The following is a 22,790-nucleotide window of genomic DNA, read 5'->3' on the forward strand; positions in this document are numbered from 1 at the left end:
CGGTTGCTTATTTTAATCAAGCTCCGCGGCTTCCTCTACTGAGATCTCATTATTCAAAACTTTCTCAATTATATTGTTATAAAAACCGTCGTCGTAAGACTGATCACTAATTGCTTTTTGTGCTGCCTGCTCAATTTTCCCATCTAGTGCCCGCGATGAAAAGCCATGCATTTGTACACACACATTTCCTTCATGATCGCAAAGGTCTATATCCAGCTTGATGAGTTTATCTCCTGGCTGGCTTCCCTGAGCGTAGCGTGCCCATACATACATGTCTTCGGTGCAGGCTGCAATTACCCTTACAGATTCCAAAGCAAAAGGAAGCAACGGTCGAGACGGCAGATCATCCAGATCAACCATTAAACCGATACATGCCTGAAGTGCACAATCCATCATAGCAGGATGCAGAACAAAGTCATGCTGATTATCCTGCTCGGCCATGTTAAGGTGTGCCAGCAGTTGGTCTTCTCCCATATACACGGCAGTCACACACTGGTGGGCCGGGCCGTAGTTCATTCCTATTTTCCTGAAAGAATCATAAACTGTATCGGGCTCTATGGTACCTTCTTGCATTTGCGCCCTTAGCTGGTCGATATCCAGCCTTGCGGGTACTTCATACCTTCCGAATATGGCTTGTCCCTGACAATGTATCGTTTCTCCATCCAGGTCGTCCGTATCATTGCCCAAGCTATATATTTCGAAATCTACTTTTTCAAAAGTACCATCCTCATCATTCTCAAACAGAGCTATGGTTACCTGCTTTTGCTCTCCAACAACCACTGGTTTCAGCCAAACGGTGTTTTGAAGTTCCAGAATAAATGGTTCGTCGTGAACTGGTAGAGCCATATTTGCGGCAACCTGAGCCATTTCCAGATAAGCCACAGCCGGAAGCACTTTGTTTTCGTTCACTCTATGATCCGTCAGGAAGAACTCTTCTCCACTGAAGGTGGTAGTATAGCTTTGCTGGTTAAGATCAGAGGTATTCTGATGCAATAGCGGATGGATCACTGCACCGACAAGTCCTGCAGGCTTCGCCTGTACACTGCCTTTGGTAGCATGGTACCAATAACGCTCCTTGGCAAACGGATATGATGGCAAATGGACTTTATGAGGTTTAACCCCTTCATAGAGCTTGAGCCAATCCAGATCAAGTCCTTTAACCCAAAGGTCCGTGAGACTCGACAGTTTGTTTCTGGCTATCCATTTATCGATAATTTCCTGTAGGTCAAGGTCTCCGCTAAACAGAGACTGAATGTCTTTATTGCGTTTGGCCTGCCCTACCCAAGTGTTTTCAATATTGCGTTCTCCGTTTACAAAGGCCTGCAATTTATCAGCAAGCTCTTCAACCGAACTCACTATAAATGCCAGACGCTCTTCCATAGCTTCTCTACCGGTCTGTAAAGTATAGGCCATGTCTACCATGTCAATGGCTTCTGCCATACCTCCCTGACTCACCTTCACAAAATTCAATAGTTCATTAGCTCTTTGCTGTAGTTGCTCTGGTGTTTTGGCTGAAAGTGGCACAATTACAGGCTCGCCAGTCTTTGAAGTTGGCTTGCTCTCTGGCTGAATAAACTCTTTCACTACCAGATGTGCATTAGTACCACTATGCCCGAAGGAGTTAATGGCTGCCATACGCGGCGCATCCTTTAATGGCTCCCACTCCTGTACTTCTGTATTGATGTAAAAAGGAGATCCGTCAAATTCAATCAAAGGGTTCATGGTCTTGAAGTTTAACAACTTCGGTATCTTATTATGTTGCATGGATAGCAACACTTTGATCAGTCCTATAACCCCTGCTGCCGCTGCGGCATGGCCAATATATGATTTGGCACTACCTACAGCACAATACTCTTTGCTTTCCGTAAAGTTTCGGAAGGCTCTTACTAAGGCGTTGGTTTCTACTGGATCACCCAGTTTCGTGCCCGTTCCGTGCGCTTCTACGTAGCTGATCTTTTCGGGGTCAATGTTGAATTTATTATAAACATCAACGATCAGTTTTTCCTGCGCCTCTCCATTAGGGGCTGTTATTCCATTACTGGCTCCATCCTGATTGATGCCTGAGCCGGAAATCAATCCGTAGATCTTATCTCCTGCTTCTATGGCGTCGTCAAGGCGTTTCAGCACTACGATACCTACACCTTCCGACATGATGGTGCCATCAGCGGACTGATCAAAGGTAAAGCAACGGCCACTTGGTGAGAGCATTTCTATTTCATCCAGACGGATCAGCATGTTCTGCTCCAGACAGGCGTTAACCCCTCCGGCTAGTGCCATATCTGTTTCTCTGTTTCTGAGGCTTTCACAAGCCAGGTGCAAGGCTACCGCTGAAGAAGAACAGCCTGTGTTCACTACGAATGATGGTCCGTTTAAATTCAGGATGTATGACAAGCGAGAGGCTATGATAGCATCAGAATAACCGGTGAAGGTATCACCGCTATATCCTGTGGGCTCTGCTCCAATGTAAATACCTGTCTGAGAACCTGAAAGCGCCCTGGGGTTATACCCGGCATTTTCGAGTGCATTCCAGCTTTCCTGTAATACCAGACGCTGGTGTGGATTCATAGACTCTGCCTCTTTTGGTGAAATGTTAAAGAACAATGGATCGAAGCAATCCCTGTCCTCTACAATTCCAGCCCATTTGCAACGGGTCTTTCCAGCTTGCTTTTTAGAGCTGAAGAAATTTTTCTGATCTAAATAGCGCTCCGGAAGTTCATCGACTCCATCTATTCCCTCTACAAGGTTATGCCAGAACTCTTCAATGTTTTCGGCTTTCGGAAACATTCCCGATATTCCGACCACAGCAATCTCTGATGTATTAACCTCTGTTTTAGCTGAGACTAATCTGGAAGATGGTTTATTTCTGAAGGTAAACCTGCTTTGAGGCAAAATACTCGCCCTGCTGGCAGTCCTTTCTTCATATACCTGAGTGACTACTTCCTCTTCCTCCATCACAGTCGCTTCAGCCTGAACTTCTATGTCAGGCTCAATCTGCGACTGATAGGAGTTCATCACGTGTTTGCTCAAACGATTTACTGTAGAATGTTCAAAAATAATAGCAGTATTGAGCGAGATCGAAAGTACCTCATTGATCTGGTTAATAAAACTTACCCCCAGAATAGAGTCGATACCGTAATCTGAAAATGCCATATCCGAATCGATTTCATTACTAGAAATCTTTAAAGTTTCTGACAGGCAGTTTAATATTTTGGTACTGATGTAATCCTGTATGTTTAGTGAAGGTTTTGCTGCAGGCTGCGGCTTTTTCATTTGAACCACCTTCTGCTTCTGCACGGGTATCTGTACCGGCTTGCTTTTAACTGTTGCCGGAGTTTTTGGTGCAATTTTCTCATCCTTTTTCACTGAAATTTTACGTCTGATGGCCCCATTACTTTGTGCCAATATAATTTGTTGCCCTAGCATATGTGCCTCCTTCGCAGGGAATAGCACGGCAGGGAATCCTTCTTCCTCCAAAACGTGTTGCCAACCGGCCGGATATAGTCCCGGACTACCTGGCATTCGAAGTTCTGCATCGGTGAATAGCCACCAGCCATCCAATAAGCCAAACGTCAGGTGATTAAACAGTGCCGGGGTACTTAATTCATTAATCAGTATGTAACCCTCCTGATGGAGAACGGCCTTAGCATTCCTTAAAGTACGTCGTATATCCTTGGTAGCATGTAATACATTAGTAGCAATTACAAGGTCATAGGTTCCTACTTCAATACCCTGATCATCAATGGGCTGCTCAATATCCAGTCGCTGACACTCTATGTAAGGGTTATCAGGCAGGTAGTTTTTCTCCGCATGGAAGAAGAACGCTTTTGACAGGTCGGTGTAGCAGTACTTTTCAATAGATTCTTTATAAGGTTGCAATCTGTCAAAAATAACAGCAGATGTGCCTCCTGTACCTGCACCTATCTCCAACATCCTCAATCGGGCATTTGGATCTGCCTGCAACTTCTGTTGAACATAAGCCACAACAGCGTTGGCAACAATCTCATTGAAAGTATCAGACATCAGGTTGTTTTTGTAAACCCCTTCAACTTTCTCCATAGATGAATTAGGGAATATCACATCTGTTGCCAGAGTTTTTCCCTGTAGTATTTCAGGCAGTCGCTCCAGACAATCATTGACCAAACCTACCCACGCTTTACGATCCGGGTTTTGCAGGTACTTCTCTTTTTCTACCTGCCACTTCTTCCAGGTGGCTTCTGCATCTACCTTCTTCCACTTGGTAATGGTATCCCCTTTCCATTGAATGTATTTGTTTTGATTAAGCCTGTTGAGGCAAGCTTCCCACCAAGGGATGTATTTATCTAAAACTCCGCATTGCTCACGAAGGTCTGACATGGTATTTGGTTTTTCCAAACCTGCAGATTTTACGAGTTGATCCATCTGGCAGAACAACAACTGTACGAGCCAGTCTTCCAGATCACTCTTCTCTTCAGCGAGCTTTAGTTTTTTGATTTTTTCATAAGGGATCTCAATCTCACTTTCATCGAGAGATGTCGAAGGTAAAGCTGATGTCCCGGTCAGAGAGATCATATCTTCAGGGTTACAGTTCATAAGGGTTTCAATGTGCTGCGATGCTTTCATACACAGTACTTGATGAACTCTGCCTTGATGAAGCTCTCCGACAAACTGCTCAAAACATTTAAAACCTTCGAGGTCTTCAAGAGCATCAAAATTGCCTGTAGTTACTCCGTCTTTATTCGCAGTTATGGTTTCAGTCGTAGACTTCCAGAATCCCCAGTTGATAATACCAACAGGAAAATCTGCCTGCTTGCGAATGGCATGAACAAAACTATCGGCATAAGTAATACCACAAGCATAAGCTGAAAGTTTCGATGCCCCTGAAAAGGAATAAGCCTGTCCCGATGAAAAATAGCACATAAAATCGAGAGACTCATCTTTCAGGGCATCATAGAACACCCAGCTTCCCTGCGCCTTAAGGTCAAAAATTGATCTGAATTCCGACTCTGTGGTTTGGTCTAATGAGTTTTCAAAACGAAAGACCATTCCAGCAAACATGGCACCGTGAATAGCCGGGTGTTTTTGTTTTATAGATACTATTGCCTGTTTCATGGAGTTAGGGTCGGTAGCATCTGCCTGTATATAAAGCAGGTTTTCTGCAGATTTTTCAAACTGCTGCATAGCGGCCTGTACACGTTCAGAAGTCTCTTCACTTCTTCCCAACCATACTACTGTGGCTCCATATTGTTCTATCAGGTTCCGTGTCATAATCTTACCAACAGTTCCTGTTCCACCTACTATGAGGTAAACTCCATGATGACGGATAGCCGAGTGACTGTTGGTATCCCAGTTGAGCTTATACAAGAGCTGTCTATAGCGCTTGCCTGAGCGAAGTTTGAATACTTCACCTCTGTCAGCCGGTGGCTCATGGAGTATCATACCCAACGTATTCCTACGACTCTCCGGCGTTTTCAAATCTTCCGAAGACAAGTCCAGATTCCTTACCCTGAACTGGTAGCTGCTCTGAGCCAGTGAATAGGCCAAACCAGTTATACCTGCTCCATTGAAATTATTAGGTTCTTCATAGATCGAGTAGGTATCCTGTGTAAGGATATAAGATTCTACTTTATCATTGATCTTATTACTTTGTTTCAGGAATTTAATCAGACGTAAAAGTTGAATCTCATTGCTTTCCTGACCATCTATCATATTCTTTAATTGGATAGATCCTGCTTTTGGCTCTGCCATGGAAATGAAATAAAGGGTATCTATTTCTTCAATTTCCTTCAGGCAGTTTTTGAAACCGTCATGATCATCTGTTCCACATTGCCACTCTTGATCTGATATCTGTTTTGTTTTATTGGCTATGCGAATGAGAAGGATTTTTGCTTCTGCATTTTGCTCATAGTGTGCAAGGATATCCTTTTCAAAACCAGTGGTTTCTCCACAAACAATCAATACATTTTTATGAGCAGCCTCCACATTTTTCTGCGAAACAGCCTGTTCTTCCCACTGTGTAAGGTAGCTCACCTTATCCCATGATAGGGTTGTACCTGCATCAGTACCTTTCATTGCCAATGGCGCTGCGCTTAAGTGGGATAGTTCAAGCCCTTCTATGAGTACTGCTACATTACCTTGCAGATCGCAAAGGTCAATGTCCAGTTTAATATGTTCGTCACCAGCTTTGACTCCCGGTGAGAAGCGTATCCAGGCGTACATTTCTTCTACGCATGCTGACACGGTAGTTACTGATTCCAAGGCTACAGGCACCAGTGGCTCCGCATCGGCGATCAATGCCATACTCGCCTGTAGTACGCTATCCATAATGGCCGGGTGCAGTATATAATTACCTTCTGTAGCAACCGGTGTTTTTAATTTCACCAGCACTTGCTGGCTTCCAAGATGTATAGCGCTGATTGCCTGAAGAGACTGACCATAGTTAATACCTGCACTTTCCAGAGCATGGTACAAGCCGGATACTTCCATAGTATCACTCATGTACCTCATCAACTCATGAACATCCAGGGTCATAGCTTCGGGTTGAGCAGTAAAGGCTGCATACCCGCTAAAGTGAATTACCTCCTCATCTGCCTCAGTACTAAAGATCTCATAACTGATCAGTTCATCATCCTGAGCTGCCAGGGTGATCCTGACACTGTGATCCTGATCCACGATGCACGGCTCTGCCCACTCTAATTGATGGAGGGCAATCGCTGCTGGTTCTTCCATGGCAGGCATAGCCATTTCGACTGCTGCTCTTGCCATCTCAAGGTAAGCGGCTGCGGGCAATATTGTATTTTCCTTGTAGTGATAATCTCCTACGAAGAGGTCACTACCTCTGAAAGTTGAGCTATAGCTTTGCTGTAAAAGGTCTGAAGTGTTACGATGTACTAACGGGTGCAGTTGTGCATTTGAATGAATTCCCGATAGTTCAAACTGACCTTTTGATGCTGCATCTATCCAGTAGCGATCTTGTGCAAAAGGATAAGTTGGCAATGCTATACGTTTTGGTTTGTTTTCACCGTAGAATTTCTTCCAATCCAAGGTCAGCCCTTTAACCCACAACTCCAGCAATTTAGAAAGTTTCCTGCGGTTGATCCATTTATCAATCGCCTCTTTCATGTCTTCATCGTCATTGATGATGCTCATGTCTTCCTGATTGCGCTTAACCTTGCCCTGATAGGTATCTTCGAGGTCTTCTGCACCGTCAAGGTAAGCCTGTAATTTTTCAACCAGTTGATCCACCGAACTTACGAGGAAGCCCAGGCGAACTTCGAACTCTTCTCTACATACCTGAAGGCTATAAGCGAGCGCTGGCAATTCAATGCTGCCCTTTGTTGAATCCGTGATGAAATCAAACAGATCACGGGCTTTTTGCTGCAGTTGTTCTTCCGTTCTTGCAGAAAGCAGGATAGCCTCTTTATCTCCGGTATAGGTTACAGGTGCGGACCGCACTTCTTCGGCCATGGTCTGATACTCTTCAATAACCACATGGGCATTGGTACCACTTCGGCCAAATGAACTTACCGCTCCCAAATACGGTCTGCCTTGCTCTTTGTTCCACTCTCGGGTCTCTTTATTGATAAAGAACGGACTATTGTTCCAGGTGATATAATCGTTTTCTTCTTCACAATTTAAGCTGGCCGGTATCTGACGGTGTTGTATGGCCTTCAGTAAATTGACCACACTCACTAACCCTGACGCTGCCAGTGTATGGCCAACGTTGCTCTTACAACTGGTCAGAGCGCAATGTCCCTGTTTCCCTTGTGTCGGTCTGTCTCCATTCAGGTTTCTGAAGGCTTTAACCAAAGCATTGATCTCAACTGGATCTCCCAGTTTGGTACCTGTACCATGGGTTACAATGTATGACAGGTCATTGGTATCAATCTGATGATCGGCATAAACCTTTTCGATCAACTCTGCCTGTCTGTCTCCATTAGGGGCGGTTACTCCATTGGTTTTTCCGTCGAAGTTGATACCGCTGGCCTTAATGGTTCCGTAGATGGAGTCTCCATCAGCAACAGCTGCCGACAATGGTTTCAGCATGAACACCACAACAGACTCGCCCACTCCTATACCATTGGCATTTTTGGAGAAAGTATGGCAATGTCCATCTTGTGAAAGCATACCCGCCTCGCTCATCATCACATAGCTGTCAGGTGAAATCAGAAGCGAAATACCAGCAACGATGGCTGACTTGCATTCTCCCTGGCGCAAGCTTGACACAGCCTGATGCAATGCAACCAAGCCGGATGAACATGCAGTGTTAGTAGCAATGGCCGGGCCATGCAAGTCCAGGAAGTATGACAGTCGTGAGCTTATCATGGCATTACCCGTAGTGGAAATACCTTGCTTTCCGGTGATATGGTCATACTGCCCCTCTTCCATTCCAACAAACATGCCTACCTTTTCACCTCTGAGGTCACTCGGAGAAATCCTTGCATCCTCTATCGCTTTATATGTTTCTATAAGGAGTAGCCTTTCAGCAGGGTCCATCTGCTCGGCTTCACGAGGTGAGATCTCAAAGAATAATGGATCAAACTCGTCAACACCATGAATAAAGCCTCCTTTATTAATTGTTATTTTATTGTTTTCATCACCAGGAACAGTGAAGTACTTACGCCAATCCCACCTTGAGGCAGGTATTTCCGTGATGGCATCTTTACCCTCTGCCAGTATGGTCCATAGTTGGTCTACGGTACGGGCCTGAGGGAAACGCCCTGACATCCCTACAATGGCTATCGGCTCTTGATTCAATGTGCCTGTCACTTGCGGACCAAATCCTGAAGCTACACGACGGCGAATTGCTGGTTTCAGGCTCTTCAACCTGGTTGCAACAACTTTCGCATTATCGCTGCTGATCACCGCACTATCCTGTCTGTAAAAACCCTCCACATGCTCAGCATGTTCATCAAGGAAATACGCACTCAGTTTATCAATAGTGGTGGCACTGAAAAATACGGCCGGTGTTACTTCTACTCCAAAGTGGGTGGTCAGCCTTTTGGCAAATTCACTCAGACTGATGGAGTCAAAACCATAATCGGTCAGGTTTTCAGTGATGTTGAGCTGATTTTGATTGATCTTAGTCAGTGCTGAAACCACTTGCTTCAAATCAGAGGTAATGCACTCTTTCAGCGAAAGTCCCTGATACTGTGGTTTCCATCCTTTTCCTGCCATGACATTTGCCATGTTTTGTGCATTTTCTCCAACCTCAGACTGGCCTGAAGTGTACAACCTGCTCAATACTTGCTCCACACGTGAAGGTTTGCCCAACATAACCAGTGTTTGTAGCCTTTCGGATCTCAAGAGGTCGTGCCAGATGTCCACTCCCTGCGATGTTTGTAGTGGCTCCTGGCCACTGCTTTTCAAGTAAAACGAAGTTTGAGCCGAATCACTGGTACCCATGCCTCCTTCCTGCCACAATGGCCAGTTAATAACTAATGTTTTACCATTGTGCTGTCCTTTTTGCTCTCGATAATGGCTATAGGCCATCTGGAAGCGGCTGGCTACGGCATAGTCGCACGAACCAAAGTCTCCCAAGAAAGCTGATACGGAAGAGAAGTAACAAATGAAATCCAGTGAAGGCTGATCAAAAGCCTCATCCAACAGCAAGGAGCCGATGGATTTAGGATGAAGTACTGCGTTAATATCTGATGTTGATCTATTGTAAAAAGGCTCTGAAGACTCGACTCCTGCGGCATGGATTATACCTGAGATATCAAAAGGTAACTCTGCCTGCAATGCCTGGATAGCCTCTCTGTTGCTTACATCAACTGAGTGATAGCTTACCTCTCCAGCTCCGGCCTCTTTCAATATGCTTAATTGCGATTTAATGTCTGAGGTCATCTGACGTCTGCCTACCAATACCAGATTGGCATGGTAATTTTCCGCCAGGTAACGTGCAAACTGCAAGCCCAGATTACCACAACCACCTGTAATCAAATAATTTCCGCTTTGTTTCAATACAGATTCTTCGGTTGTTTTACCGGGCTTACACGTTTGGAGCGACAATAAAAATCTTTGGTTTTGCTTATACCACAATACCCCATTGTGCCCCGCCGCATCCAATAGTTGCTGAGGTGTGCATGAAGCAGTATCAGTATAAAGCAATGATAATTGAATATTGGGCAGGATCAGTTTCATTGATCTTTCGAACCCGATCCATGAATAATCCCAGCAGGTATTAACATTTGTAGGATCGTATTGACCAACCAACGCCACGTGTGTTACTATGGATGCTGATGACTTAATGGCCTTGAACAGATCGAATAACATGTGAATACCTGTCTCTCCCTGATCTTTTGCCCACATGTAAATAATGCGGACCGGCTTACCTGCCTCCGTAATATGATCTAGAATCTTGCTGATCTCATCCTGGCTTGCCGGACTGTCAGCCTGTTCAACGATAGTCGCTTTAGATAATGGGTTAGCTGTTTCGGCGATTAGCTTTTCACGGAACTCCTTGGTGGTGAAAATGATGGTTTGCTGACCAGCTGGTACTGACGTGGAACCTGTATAAGGTCTAGCCTCCCAATCTTCACTGAAAAACAGCGTCTGTGTTGCTTCATCGTCTTGTAACAATTCAGCCACATTTTCATTAGCTGCTGCCCACTCCTGCATACTTCCCTGATCATTGATACTTAACGATAATCCTCTCATTTCAACACATACATTACCCAGGTTATCGCACAGATCTATATCTACACTGACGATTTCATCACCTGGCTGATAGCGTTGGGAGAAACGCCCCCATACGTACATATCATCAGTACAAGGTGAAATTATGCGTATTGATCTTAAATCAATAGGTGCTGATGACTGGTAATCATTTCTGAAAACATCTACTGCTTTCAGCGTATGCTTCATCATAGCAGGGTAGAGCCCAAATCCACTTTGATCATTCGCCGTGTGATTTGGTAAACTCAATTGGGCGAGAAATTGAGTTTCTCCTTGATAGAAGTTTGTAAGTTCCTGATCCGTGATGTTAATCCCACCCGGTTTCATGTTCCCTTTGAGCTGCTCTATATTCACCACTGGGCCAGCCGTTTCCGTATGGCTCAGACGGGCTTCTCCCTGGCTATATATTATTTCTTCATCACCTGACTGGCTACTAATCTCATAATCAATCTGACTATTGCCTTTTTCATACAGGTAAATGTTAAACTCTGTTTGTGCGGCAGCTACCATCGGTGCTGCCCAAACTATGTTGCGTAACTCTATAACTTCTGGCTGTGATAACAACGAGTGCTCTACAGCAGCGCGTGCCATTTCAAGCGCTGCCAGGCCTGGTAATACTTTCACGCCATTTTCGAGCTCCAAATAGGATTCATTTCCACTAAAGCTCGAACCAAAACGTTGCTGGCTAAGGACTGAAGTGTTTCTATGCAGCAAAGGATGTATCGCTGATGCTGCCGGCGATGTTAGCTGTACGGCTTCATCCGCATCAATCCAGTAACGCTCTTTTGCAAAAGGATATACTGGTAAGTTGATACGGTTGGGTTTGACGTTGTCATATAATTTGTTCCAATCCAGCTCATATCCTTTCACCCATAGGTTGATGAGATTTGAAAGCTTTCTCTGCTGTACCCATTTATCTATGGTGTCTTGCAGGTCCATGTCTTCAGCAAACAGAGAAATGGTGTCTTCATTGCGCTTAGCTTTGCCTGCGAACACGTTGTTAACGCTCTTCCCTTCAACAAAGGCCTTTAGTTTTTCTGCCAGCTGATCTATACTGCTTGCCACAAGTCCCAAGCGTTGATCCATATCTACCCGGCCTATTTGCAGGGTATAGGCTATATCAGCCAAGCTGAGCGACTGCCCTTCCATGCGGACATAATCTAACAGGTCACTCGCTTTTTGTTTTAGCTGCTCCTCGGTTCGAGCTGACATCGGAATGATGCAGTCTACGTTTTGAAAGCCTGCCGCTGAAGCTCCCGCTCCTACTGGTGACGGGTATTCTTCCACAACGATGTGGGCATTGGTTCCGCTGAAACCAAAGGAGCTGATTGCTGCCTTTCGCAGTTCTGAATCCTCTACTTCCCAGTCTTTGAGCTGGGTATTAACGTAGAACGGGCTATTGTCCAGGCTGATGTGTTCGTTTAACTTCTCAAAGTTAATTGTTGGTGGCAGCTGCTTGTGCTTCATTGACATGATCAACTTGATCATACCTGCAACTCCTGCCGCCATCAGGCAATGGCCAATATTGCTTTTCACTGAGCCCAGGGCACAGTATTCTTTTTCCTGAGTATATTTTTTAAAGGACTCTACGAGAGCTTCAACCTCAATCGGATCGCCTAGTTTCGTACCTGTTCCATGTGCTTCCACCAACTGGATAGAGGCCGGATCGATCTTATATTTATCGTAAACTTCCTGCTGCAATCTGGATTGTGCTTCTGTATTCGGGGCCGTAATGCCATTGGTTTTTCCATCCTGATTTACACCCCATCCCTGAATAACACCAAGAATATTGTCGTTGTCTCTTTCTGCATCCTCAAGTCTTTTCAGCATAACTACACCAACACCTTCACCAGGCACAAATCCGTTGGCGCGCTGATCAAAGGAATAACATTTACCATCTGGTGAAAGCATACCCATTTGCGATGTTTTCAAGTGCATATCCGGTCCGGCTCCGATATAGACCCCTCCGGCAAGTACCGTATCACTTTTTCCGAGTACTAACGAGTCACAAGCATTGGCAATAGCTACCAGTGATGACGAACATGCTGTATCAATAGTTAAGCAAGGTCCTTGCAAATTCAGGAAGTAAGATATGCGTGCTGCCAAAATGGAGTTATCTCCTCCGGTGAAACCATAAGCACTTATCTGCAAGTCTCTTGATAACAGGTGATAATCTCCCTGTCCGCAACCTACATAAACACCACATTTGCTGTTACCCAACGATTTGGCACTGTAGCCTGCATTTTCTATCGCATGCCAGCAAGCCTGTAAAAACAACCTTTGCTGTGGATCCATGCTTTCCGCTTCTGAAGGTGAGATGTTAAAAAACAATGGATCAAAAAGATCGTATTCTTCTAACACTCCCATCCACCTGCTATAGGTTTTTCCTGACGTTACTTCACCTTCCTGATAGTATTGATCGATATCCCAACGCTTTTTGGGTATTTCTCTAATGCAATTTTTGCCTTCAGCTATATTTTGCCAGAACTCTTCTACGTTTTTGGCTTCCGGGAATTGTCCCGCCATACCTATTATTGCGATAGCCTGAGACTGCTGCTCTTTGACAGGAGCTGTAGTGGAGGTAACTGACAGGCTGCGTCGTGAGGTAAGTTTTCTCAATGTAGGTGTCAAAGCAACTTTACTTTGTAATCCAGCTACTGGTTGTTTTTCCAGTACAGGCTCAACTTCAACAGGTAATGTTCCGCTCTTCTCAGCTTCGTCTTTTACATAGCTGCTAAACTGTTTTAGGTTTGGATAGCTGTAAACTTTGGTAGCGTTGATCGAGATCTTATATTTTTCATTGATCTTGCGTATCCATGTCACACCAATGATGGAATCCAGACCTAAGTCTACAAACTGGCTGTCTTCATCGATATCACTTTCTTCCATGTGCAACTCCTGAGCTAACATGGACTTAAGACTGGCTAAGATAGCTGGTTGTGCATCTTTTGGTGCGGATACAGGTGTTGCCACCGGTGTACTTTGTACTGAGACAGGAGCCTTTGAGATAGTACCCGCTTTTTCTGCCTCATCTTTGACATAGCCACTGAACTGTTTCAGATTCGGATAGCTGTAAACTTTGGTAGCGTTGATCGAGATCTTATACTTTTCATTGATCTTGCGTATCCACGTTACACCAATGATAGAATCCAGACCTAAGTCTACAAACTGACTGTCTTCATCTATATCACTTTCTTCCATGTGTAACTCTTGAGCCAACATCATTTTGAGTGTGGCTAAGATCTCATGCTGTACATCCGCATTGGCTGTTGTATTTTGTACAGGAGCAGAAGTAGTTTGTGTAGGTTGATCTTCTCCTTCCTGATGGAAGTTGCTTTGGATCTGCTGCAATGTATCAGTACGTCCAACAAATGTCTTCTCATGCATGTCCAGTTCCTGCAAATAGTTTTCTTCCAGGCGAGCCTGAAGGTGTGCTGTCAACTGGTGCTTAAGGGCAACCAGACTGGAACGGGAGTGCCTAACGATTTGTCTGGCCAGATCAAACGCTGTTTTTATTACTTCCTTTCTTGGTATCACAGGAAGTAACAATCCTTTATTTTTCAAGTCTCTACCGGAGTATTCCACTGCTGTGAGCAAGGTTTCACGTGCCAGGTCATATCCTGTTCTATCTGGAAATATCATGGTAGAACCTGCCCCAGGTGTAAAACCATAGGTCATATACGGACTCACGTAGTGGCTTTCGTCACTGAACAGGGTAAAGTCAGCAAACATACCCATTGACCATCCTGCTCCGATTCCATGTCCCTGCATGGCTGCGATAACCGGAACTTTGCACTCCATGGCCAGGTGGTAGATCTTGGTATCTGTAAACTTGATTTTTCCTTCCTGGATATCCAATAGCATTTCCTTGGTACCTCCGGAGATGAAATAGTTATCGTAGCCAGTGAGAATAACTGCTTTATAGGTTGGCGTTTGAGCAATGTGCTCAAATACCTCTACTACACCTTCCATAAATGCAGGAGAGAACATGTTCTTCGCCTCACGGTCTTCCATCCTCACTTCCACAATGCCTTCGGGATGAACCGTAGCTTTGACTACTGGTGATTTCAGGTTGATGGCCGTTGGTGCTTTAGGTAAGGTACCTGAAGTTTTCTCTTCTGTCTCTACCCATTCCGGCAATTGCATCTGCTCCGCACTTACTATCGCTGCCCTATCCTTTTTCCAGGAGGTTACTGCCACCCATGGCAGTTTCGTCCATTGCTGCGCCTGTTGCTGTGCTGCTGACAGTACATCACTTGATACTGAAGTAGCTCCGGTTTGCTGTAGGTCGGCTCCGGTATAGACTTTTTCGGTCAGCAATATCTCTTTGCAAACATGGTGACTCAATCGGTCGCCTAAAATCATGGTGGCTACCCTTGCCAGTTTTGTATCTTGTAGAAGGCTGGCTGCCGAGTAGGTGCCTGTTTCCCGGTAGATGCAGGCATCACATGACTGGCTGATTAACCAACCGGCATCAGTCGCTCCTTCCGTTGCTGCAATGACTGGAACCGGTGATGCATTCAGCGTCTCCAAAAGAGAGAGAACTTCGTCTGACTTACCTGATACAAATTCAGGATTATCACTGGTCAATATGACCGCCTTATAGTGTTTACCTTTTTCAATCTGACTGAAGATTTCAGTCAGGCCTGAGGATATATCTTTTAACTTATCTTTCTTCTTGCTTTTTGCGATTTTCAAAGTCAACACCTGCTCCGCTTCTGCCTCTACTTTCAGTAGTTTGGAACTGCTGGTGATTTGATGACTAGCTGCGACTTTGCTTTCTGTTTTTAAGCTTTTTACTGCCTTTAACATTTCGGTCTCTGCCAATATATGGCGGCCTAAATGCTGCTTGAGCAAGCTCAGTGATAATGCTGATTTACTGGCAAGGTCTTCTGCTAATTGTTTAGCATAGACCTCCACTTCATCTGATGGTACAATAGGGAAACTCCAGCCATTGGCCTTCAACTCCCTGCCACTTCTCGCTGCTGATTGGTATAACAGATCTTTTGCAAAAGCTTCTCCAAAGCGTTCTATTAATACCTTCTCTTCGCTTACTGTAGGTAGTAAACCTTCAACAGTGTAGGCATATGTGCTTGCTTCGCTACATACCATGAAGTCGCACAACGCTCCTACCATAAAACCTGCCCCCGTGGCATCACCCTGCATGACTGCTATCACAGGGTGGGGAAATGATGCCAGGGTTTGATACAGGTTTTCTTCTATGGCTATGTTAAATTCTTCTCTGCCTCCCTGAAGGAATACCGAATTACTTCCGCTCAGCGTCAGTGCTTTTACTGATTCGGATTGTTTTAAATATTCGAGAGTATGCACTAGTTGTGCTGCTACTTCCTTGGAAAGGTTGTTGCTTTTAGCATCTATCTTTATCGCGTAGATTCCATTACCGTTATCAAACAGACTTATATAAGAAGCTTCGCTGGTTGATGAAGCTGCCTTGGCCATACCCGTTGAGGTACTGGATAGGCTAATGGATACTTTTTGTGTTGATTCGCGATCTGTACTTTCTAATTTTGCTTTTTCTGGCGCTACTAAGGATACATTGGTAGGTTTCTTTAGGGAAACGGTTGCAAACTTCTGTACTTCAAACATATCAGATGCTGCATTTTTACCTATAGGCGGTGCTATATGTATTTGTTTTGGCGCTACAGCCATTGACTTTGGCTCTTCTTGAGGTTCATATTCCTCCTGTACTTCAACAGGCTGAATTTCAAAAGATAAGGCCTCTGTCTGATAGCTTACTCCCCGCAGTTGTACACATACATTACCTCGTGAATCGCATAGGTCAATATCAACTTTGTCTTTACTATTTACCGAATAACGCACCCAAGCATACATCTCCCTGGTACCCTCTTTTATGATATTCAATGAATCGATACCATAAGCCAACAATGGTTGATCAGTTTCTTCTGTACTGACTAGTAATGCCATACCTGCCTGGAATGCACCATCTGCTACACTCGGATGCAAAGCAAATGCTTCATGGCTTGACTCCAGGGCTTTCGGTAAACGCAGGTGTGCTAACAGTTGCTGACTATCCTGGTAAATAGAAGTTATGGCTTGATATGATGGTCCATAGGACAGCCCCATGCTACTAAAGGCGGAGTACAGAACGGTTTGTTCTAAAGGACCATCCACCAGCTGTTTTCTCAGCTGTTCGACATCTATAACAGTCGGGGACAATTGTGCTTTAATGGCTGCCTGCCCCTGGCAATGGACTTTTACTTCTCCATTGTCCTGGCTATATATTTCAAAATCAATTTCTTCATTACTTTGAGCAAAAAGAGCTACGCTTACTTTATTACCTGGTTTGATGTCTGTCGGGCCTGACCAAACTATGTTATGAAGTTCAAGCCCGTGTGTTCCAACCTGTGTGGGTAAAGCCTGCTCTATGGCAACTCTGGCCATTTCCAGGTAGGCTGCTGCAGGAAGCACGTTACCTGTGCTACCCTTTGAAAGAAAGAGTTCTTCTCCGGTAAATGTAGAGCTATAGCTCTGCTGACCAAGATCGGACGTATTGCGGTGAAGCAAAGGGTGAAGCACTTCTGCCGCTGTAGTTACAGGCAGTTGCTGTACTTTCTCAGTCTGTTCAATCCAGTAGCGGTTTTTGGCAAACGGATAGGTTGGCAGGGTAATACGTTTAGGTAAATTATCACCGAAAATATCTTTGGTATAAAGTTTATTCCACTCAATATCTGCTCCTGCAATCCACTTTTCTGCGATTTTTTCCAAGTCCCTTTCAGAAAGCTTCAATGCTTCCAGTGGCTGCTCACCCTCTGATGGTTGACCTACCTGGCCTGTCCAAATTCCTTCAATTTCATGCTCACCTGACAGCCATTGCTGAAGTTTTTTACGCAGGTCTTCCCAGCCAGTTACTTTGATGGCCAGTCGATGCTTCATTGGCATACGACCCACCTGCCAGTTATATATGGCATCTGTAAAATGCGTGGTACCGGCTACTTTTTCTGACCATCTAACAACTTTTTCTGCATACTCTCTGAGTCTGTCATTATTGGCTGCCGACAATACGAACAAGTTGTGATCTACAGCAATACTTTCTTTAGCTTCAGTTTCATACTCCTGCACTACTACGTGTGCATTGGCTCCTCCCGATCCGAAACTACTCACTCCTGCCAGACGTGGCGTCTCTACTTCCCAGTCCTGAAGTCTGTTTTGAATTCGGAAAGAGGTTCCCTCAAGCTGTATTTTAGGGTTAAGGTCTTTATAGTTAATGGATGGAGGTAACTGACGGTGCTGCATCGCCAGGATCACTTTCAACAAACCAGTAATCCCTGCTGCTGATTCGAGGTGGCCCAAGTTACTTTTAACCGAACCGATACCACAATCCCTGGCCTCTTCTGCTGACACCAGTTTGGTATAAGCTGTTTTAATTCCTTGAATTTCAATCGGGTCTCCCAATGAGGTACCTGTACCATGAGCTTCAATATAGCTGAGTTCTTGTGGCGATATGCCTGCGTTTTTCCAGGCTGCAGTATACAGCTCGCTTTGCTTTTGCGGGTTAGGTACGGTCAGTCCACCTCCTAGTCCGCCATGGTTGATTGCACTACCTTTGATAATAGCTCGTATCTGATCTTTGTCTTCTATGGCTTTGTGTAAAGGCTTAAGCATTAGCATCACGGCGCCCTCTGAACGAACATAGCCATTGGCACTCGCATCAAATACTTTACAACGTGAATCAGGAGAAAGCATGCCCGCACTTTGATAAGCTATAGACAAGTCAGGGTAACAAATAAAATTAACCCCTCCTACCAGCGCTGAAGAGCACTCGCCCGATCGTAAAGATTTAATGGCTGTATGCAATGCTACCAAAGAGGCAGAACATGCTGTGTCGATGATTAGACTGGGACCATTAAAATCATAGAAATAAGAAATACGGTTGGCCAATACGGCCAGTGAACTACCTATGGCATGGTGCGCCTGGGTTTCCAGGTTGGCAGATTGCATGAGGCGATAATAATCACAATTGCTGGCACCGATGAATACACCAGTATCGGAACCTTTTAATGTGGCTGGTACAATGGAAGCATCTTCCAAACATGACCAGGCAAGTTCTAAGAGAATACGCTGTTGTGGATCTGTAGCGGTTGCTTCTTTAGGCGACATGCGGAAGAATGACGCATCAAAAGTATCTCCCTGATGAAGAAACCCTCCATGATCTATTCCTGATCTTTCTGCCCCGGCAGGCCATTCTCCCCTTTCTTTAGGGAACGGACTGATCATGCTTTTGGCTGAAGAAAGAGCCTCCCATAGATCGTCTGCTGATTCTATTCCTCCGGGAAGTTTACAAGAGATACCTACTATAGCTATGTCGGTATCCAATGCTTCTTTACCACTAGTTATGTTTTGTTGTTTTTCCTGTCCGCTTACTTCTATATGAAGTGGGCCAGTAACGGCTTCTGTATGAGATGCCAGGTAATTAATTACTTTATTAAGGCTATTATGCTCAAAGAAGAATCCGGCCTGAAGCTCCATGTTGAATTTTTCTTCGATCTGCTTTTGAAGCAGCAACAGGTCGGCAGAGTTCAATCCTATCTCCATGATCGGGCGGTCGAAGTCTGCCGTAGTTATTTGAATATCCAGCAGTGCATTTACTTTATTTAGCAAATACTTACTGATCTGCTGTTTGTCAACCGCTGATCCATTATTCTGCTTAGTTGTACCCTCTGGTATAGTGGCGTTAACCTCCAGAGTTGAAAGGTAGTCAACAACTTTATTCAGGTTGTTGTATTCAAAGAAAAATCCAGTTTGTAGGGCCTGGCTAAATTTCTCTTCGATCTGCTTTTGCAAAGCCATAAGATCTACTGAACTCAATCCTGTCTCCATAACAGGACGATCAAAATCTGTTGTGCCATCTGTATCTAGCAAGCCTGCCACGGCATCTTGTAGAAACTGTCTGATTTCGGCAGTGTTCAGGGTAGCTTTAGCTTGAGACTTAACCGGCTGCTCGTTAGCTATGGTCCTGTTCCTATTATTTTGTGCAAGTCTGCTAAGTATATCATACTCTATCAATACACCATACCCGAGGTTGGCAGTATCCAGCGGGCGATAGTTGGCAACAGGCTTTACTATCCGTGCCCCATGTGCATCATGAAATGCAAGGATAGGATCTTGCTTGCTACCTTTTAGCTGAATATATCTTTCCATCGGTACCGCCTCATTGGTGTTGTAGTTTTTACAAAGGCTTACCGCAACCACCCTTGTAATGCCCGGAATAAGGCTACACCGCTGAAGCATAAATTCCAAAAGTTGATCTCCATAACTCAGGTTTTGAGTATCTGGATGGATATTTACCGCGATCAACTGTATTATTGAACCTTCAGGGTTATGTAATTCATGAACGTTCCCTGAATCATGTTTTTCAATCTCTGCATCATTGATAATGCGCTGGCTGTAAATCACCCCCTGCACCTTGCCTTCTTTTTCGAGCACAAATTGCCCTTGTGGGTATTGCTTTATCCGCGCAAGGATTTGCTCTTTCGGTGTTCTTAATGATTCCTTCCAACACAGGTCTTCAAGTTGCAACAGGCTTTCAATATCGTCTTCAATAGCGAAGCGAATGATATAGTCCCGTTTGGTCAGTTGGTGTAAGCTTACCCGGCTGAAGCTTGATAGTTCGGGGTAATGCTTTACCTGGTATTTGTTGAATAAACCTGTGTTTGCCGCCAGGATTAAAAAGGCTTCTGCTCCAATTAAATAGTGATGCGCCAGACCGTGAATGGTATCGAAATAAAAATTTTCAGAGCGATCAAGGTATTCAAAAGCCTTATGGGCCGGCAGTGTGTGAGCTTCAAGTAGCAGCAATCGAGACTGTTCTATACTTTCTGCCCAGGCCCGTAAATGTCTTTGCCAATGGCTTAAAACAGTTAAGGCATCCAGTATTTGTCCGTTCTGGTCAACATAATGCTCCAACTGGCCGGCCACAAGCGGAGAGAGTGAATCATTAATGGGTTGTTTCGCATCAATAGCCAGGGTATGATCCGAAAAGGAATGTATATGAAGGACATCCTTTTCCGTTTTTACCCCTAGATCTTTCAATTTCTTCCTGATATCATCCGGATTATTGATATCTCCTGCCATTGTCTGATGAGGTATTCCTGCTGATTTTAAGGCTTCAGAAGCTTTTTTCAATGCCTGTGCATCTGTGCCAACACCAACCAGCTGTAAAGGGTACTGTTCCAGATGTTGTCCTCGCCGTGTATGCTCACTCACAGTGGCATAAATATCCTTGAGTAAGGTACCATCACTGCAAGCGGCATCTACAATTACCTGTGGCTGCTCTTCGACAGGAACCTGGTTAAAGATATCGATGATCTCTTGTTGAATATCCTTATAGTAGCGGTCATGTAGTGCTTTTTCTGCTTTGGCTTCGAATGCTTTATCCACATGAGTAGCTTCCTTATTCTTTCCCTTTCCAAAAACACGTTTAGGGTCTCCAAAGAGCAGCTGATCTATGCCTTGTAGCATCGGTCTGTAAGCTATTACATCAGCCCAAACATCGGCCTGCAATATATGCCTACCTTCTTCTGTCAGCAGACCATCATTAGTTAACCATTTGTAACGAACAAATAGCTGCTCAACGGGCTCTGCCAAGTCTTTGTTCAACTGACCAAGTACCTCTTTAAAGTTGTCTTTATCTGTTTCTAAAACTAAGGTATTAAGAGACTTGAGGCTTGTGATAAGTGGGGCTATAATTGCGCCCTTAACCAGGTCACTTCCCAGGTTGTTACTATCCGGGCTGGTCAAAAGTACCTTTTCAATTTGCTTGCCAAGTCGTTTGGCATAGGTCACCTTTTGTGTAAGACTCTCCGGCTCTATAGCATATAGCGAGGTCAGGTTAAGGTCAAGGAGACCCTTATCCACTCGGCCCGTAAGACGATAGGCATCCTTATCATTTTTTTCAAGCCAGCCTAGCGACTCCAGTGCCTGAAGTGCCACGGAAAAGTAACTTTCATTAGCCTTAAGTTCTTTTATCAGCCCTTTGCGTGTGTGAAATTTATTTCCATCAAGTAATGTAAACAGTCCATGTTTATGGCAAGCCTCAATAACAGGCATAGCCACGTATCCATGGCAGCAAAACTTCAATAATTTTAGCATCTAATTATCCGGAAAGAATTAAAAAGAATATTCAATTTTTTGTTAAAACTCAATTCACCAGAAAGGATGTACCTCACCTGGTAAATTGAGAATCAGTATTTTATATAAGTATTATGCCATTGCTTCTGCTGGCTCCCCTACTTCCTGGACGTAGTCCATCTTCGCATTTCTATATTTCTCCTTGTCTAGTATTTTTGGCATTTTGGCAAATGCAAAAGGTAACATGGCAGGGATCAGCCAGTTGGCCAAAGCATATGGGAAATTACCTCCGGGATCTACTGCATCGTAGATAAACTCGTATTCAACCTCACCATTTTCTAAAGGTGTATATTTCCATCTGTTGTGCATCTCTGTTACTCTGTGGTAGCGCTTATTGAAAGGAAGTTTATCAGGTGCTGCTACGAAATTAAATTTCATTTCTTTAGTAACAGGGTCTTGAGAGAACTCTGACTTTACAACAAACTCTCTATGTTTGAACGGAGGAAAGAGTTTTTGCTTAAAAGTGTAATATACCAACTTAGGATCTACACCGTCTTTGTCCGGATCCCATCCGTCTATGTAATATGAATCAAACATCCCAACATCGTCAGCCGCATCGGGGTTTCTCATGAGTGTAAGGATACTGGCTAATCTGGCCTTAAGTCGGCCTATGATTTTAATCTTCAGCCATGTTTCTCCAGGGTTTTTCAATGTATAGACCCTCATTCCTTTTTTATCTGACTTCAATTTCCACTCCCCTGAACCTGAGTTTTTCCAAAGGGAATGACTTGATGCAATGATGAAGATAACGAGCAATACTTCAACTACAATCAGCGCAATCATTCCGGTTTGTCCTTCCATGAACCTGTCCCATACAAAAGGCGCTGCAACTACCGCAATAACACTTAGCAGTGTCAGCATTAACAAAAAACCGTTGGTTTTATTTTTTCCTGAATGTTCCATTTTTTTTAATAAATTTTTGTTGTGGCAAAATCAAACAGTTGATTTCAAATTGGTTTTATCTGGTT

Annotated in this window: 2 protein-coding genes; both read right to left on the reverse strand. The window is 44.3% G+C overall.

The window, feature by feature from the left end:
- Positions 1 to 12 precede the first annotated feature (12 nt).
- Positions 13 to 21,783: an SDR family NAD(P)-dependent oxidoreductase gene (locus tag JMN32_RS24830; RefSeq protein WP_202859113.1), complete on the reverse strand. Its 21,771-nt coding sequence runs from the start codon at positions 21,781 to 21,783 to the stop codon at positions 13 to 15.
- Between the two features lie 111 nt (positions 21,784 to 21,894).
- Positions 21,895 to 22,725: an SRPBCC family protein gene (locus JMN32_RS24835; protein WP_202859114.1), complete on the reverse strand. Its 831-nt coding sequence runs from the start codon at positions 22,723 to 22,725 to the stop codon at positions 21,895 to 21,897.
- Between the last annotated feature and the right edge of the window lie 65 nt (positions 22,726 to 22,790).

Source organism: Fulvivirga marina (assembly GCF_016775155.1).
Taxonomy (GTDB): Bacteria; Bacteroidota; Bacteroidia; order Cytophagales; family Cyclobacteriaceae; genus Fulvivirga; species Fulvivirga marina.